This window comes from Micromonospora sp. AMSO31t (genome assembly GCF_008868175.1).
In the GTDB taxonomy this organism is placed as follows: domain Bacteria; phylum Actinomycetota; class Actinomycetes; order Mycobacteriales; family Micromonosporaceae; genus Micromonospora.
On sequence record NZ_WBKT01000282.1, the window covers coordinates 1 to 2,617 of the forward strand.

3 protein-coding genes and 1 pseudogene are annotated in these 2,617 nt (G+C 75.6%); 2 read left to right on the forward strand and 2 right to left on the reverse strand.

The window, feature by feature from the left end; genetic code table 11:
* On the reverse strand, window positions 1-877 hold an 877-nt coding region (locus F8274_RS30395), incomplete at its 3' end, for an alpha/beta fold hydrolase (protein ID WP_151465813.1).
* A 58-nt stretch (window positions 878-935) separates the two neighbouring features.
* Between F8274_RS30395 and F8274_RS30400 the strand changes: the two genes are divergently transcribed.
* The gene (locus F8274_RS30400; protein ID WP_225854046.1) at window positions 936-1,625 is read left to right on the forward strand and encodes a TetR/AcrR family transcriptional regulator; all 690 of its coding nucleotides are present in this window, start codon (window positions 936-938) and stop codon (window positions 1,623-1,625) included.
* 83 nt (window positions 1,626-1,708) lie between these two features.
* Here F8274_RS30400 and F8274_RS30405 read toward each other — a convergent pair whose 3' ends face one another.
* A complete protein-coding gene (locus F8274_RS30405) occupies window positions 1,709-2,434 on the reverse strand; it encodes an SGNH/GDSL hydrolase family protein (protein WP_151465816.1) in 726 nt (241 codons plus the stop codon).
* Window positions 2,435-2,521: 87 nt separating this feature from the next.
* On the opposite strand from F8274_RS30405, the pseudogene F8274_RS30410 reads away from it, so the two are divergent.
* Window positions 2,522-2,617, forward strand: a pseudogene (locus tag F8274_RS30410) (dethiobiotin synthetase); the annotation flags it as partial.

A 2,617-nucleotide genomic window follows, 5' to 3' on the forward strand; every position in this document is an offset into this window, starting at 1 on the left:
CGTCGAGGCCGGCGCTGGGGGTGACCCGGTTGGGCACGAAGAGCCGGAACAGCGCGTCCACCGGGGCGCCGCCGACCACCAGGCGCCGGTGCTCGTCCAGGCGGGCGGTGCGGACCGGGGCGATGCCGTTGTGGGCGCTTCCGGGGATCCGCAGGGTCCGGGCCCGGGGGAGGGCGGCGGCCAGCAGGTCGTTGATCTCGGTGAAGTAGGGGGCGGCCTTGGCGCCGCTGACCAGCAGCACCTCGGCGGTGATCCCCGCGTACTCCGCGGCCGGTCCCTCGTGCGCCTGCACCTGCCGCGACTCGGCCAGCGTCATCCCCACGAGGCTGCCCATCGTCCGCCCGACCTCGGTGCTCAGGAACGCCCGGCAGATCGCGGTGCGCACGGCGAGGGGCAGCGGCGACGCGGGTGACTGCGGGTTGACTCCCGCCCCCACGATCGCCAGCGCCCGCGCCGGGTTCCCGGCCCGGATCGCCTCCTCGGCCGGGTCGAGGAACGCGGTGGGCAGTCCCTGCCCGGCCAGGCAGAGCGGCAGGTCGTAGAGCGCGATGCGGTCCAGCGGCAGGCGCAGCGCGGCCCGGAGGACCACGAACGCGCCGTAGCTGTGCCCGATGGCCCGGCGGGCGCCGGTGTGCGCGAGCACCGCGCCGAGGTCGTCGATCTCCTGCTCCACCGTGTACGGCTCGCGCCGCGGCGCGGCGTCCATCCGGCCCCGCCGGTTGTACAGGTGGACGGTGAACCGGTCGGCGAGCCGCGCCGCGAGCCGCCGGTATTCGTGGATGGTGACCCCGCCGCCGTGCACCAGCACGAGGTCCGGTCCCGTGCCCCTGGTGTGCAGGACGATCCCCGCGCCGTCCGGTGCCGTGATCCGCTGCATGACTGCTCCCTTCGACCCCGCGAAACCGCGAACGCTGTTTGCAGTTTACAGTGGTGTGGTGAGCGGCGCACCGAGGAATCCGGCCGACGGCGGCGCCGCCGGACGGTCGATCTGGACCAGGCCGCAGCGTGGCGCCCGCGGCCCCGCCCCGACGCACAGCCGGGACGAGATCGCCGCCGCCGCCGTCGCCCTTGCCGACGCCGACGGGCTGGGCGCCGTGTCGATGCGCGCGGTAGCCGGGGCGCTCGGCATGGCCGCCCCCTCGCTCTACCGTCACCTGTCGTCCCGGGACGACCTGCTGGACCTGATGGTCGACCGGTGCGTGGGCGAGCTGCGGCCGTACCCGACCGACGACGGGACCTGGCAGGACCGGTTCCTCCTGCTGGCCCGCCGCCAGCTCGCGCTCCACCGGCGCCACCCGTGGCTGCCCGACGCGATCGCCCGGCCCACCGTCCCCGGGCCGAACACCCTCGCCCACTTCGACGCCTGCCTGCGCCTGCTGCAACCGGTCCGGGCCGGGGTCGCCGCGAAGTTCGAGGCCATCGCCATGGTCACCGGCGTGGTGTCGCTCTTCGCCCGCAGCGCCGCGGCCGCCGGCACGGTCACCTTCGACCACGTCGACCTGGCGGCGTACCCGCACCTGGCCGCAGCGTTCGCCGAACCCCCGTCCGCCCCGCCCGACCAGGACCTCTTCGAGCGCACCCTGCGCAGCCTGCTGACCGGCCTGCTCACGACCGACCACCCCTGACCCGACCCCGGCGCGCCCGCCTCGCCGCGTTGATCAAGAGGTTTGCGTCACCAGGGGCTCGGTTCCTGACGCAAACCTCTTGATCAACGCCCGTGCCGGCCGTCGCGGGCCGGGTCGCGCGGGTGGGTCAGGCTGGTGCGGAGGTGGGCGCCGAGCACGCGGAGGGTCTCCGCGGTGGCGACGGCGTCGCTGCGGGCGCTGCCGTGCCGGCCGTCGCTGCTGTACAGCGACGGATCCGCGACGAGCGGGTGGTCGGTGAGGTGCACGTGCAGGGTGCCGAGCCGTTGCGCCAGCTGCCCGGTGTGGGCGGACAGCCGACGCATCCGCTCGCGGAGGCCAGCCCGCAGCGGGTCGGGCACGGCCGGGCTGTGCGACACGTCGAACATGCCGACCGTGATGACGTCCGCCCCGGCGCCCCGGAGCGCGCTGACCATCGCGGTCAGCTCGGCATCCACCGCCGCCGGGTCGTACGCGGGGCGGAACGCGTCGTTGCCGCCGCACACCACCAGCGCCAGGTCCGGCGCGAACTCCAGCGCCGGCGCCACCTGGGCGGCCCGCACCTCGTGCGCCCGCAGCCCGCGCCGCCCCAGGTTCCGGTACGCCAGTTCGGGCCGCACGGCGCGCAGCTCGGCGCCGATCCGGTCGGCCCACTGGAGGTCCGGGTAGCCGTCGACCGGCTCGCACATCCCCTCGGCCACGCTGTCGCCCAGCACCACGAACCGCCGCCACGGATGCCCCCGCAACAGCTCGCCGGCCTCACCCGGGCGCAGGCACCACGGATCCGTCGCTTCGGTCACCGTCGATCCCATCCCCGCACGCTAACCCAGCCGCGCCGGATCCGTCGATCATGAGCCCGGCGCCGGCGGACCGGGAACAATGACGGCGTGCAGGTGGCGGTGTGCGGGCCGGCGGAGGCGACGCCGGAGGAACGGGCGCAGGCCCGGCGGGTGGGGGAGCTGCTCGCCGAGCGCGGGGTCACCGTGCTCTGCGGC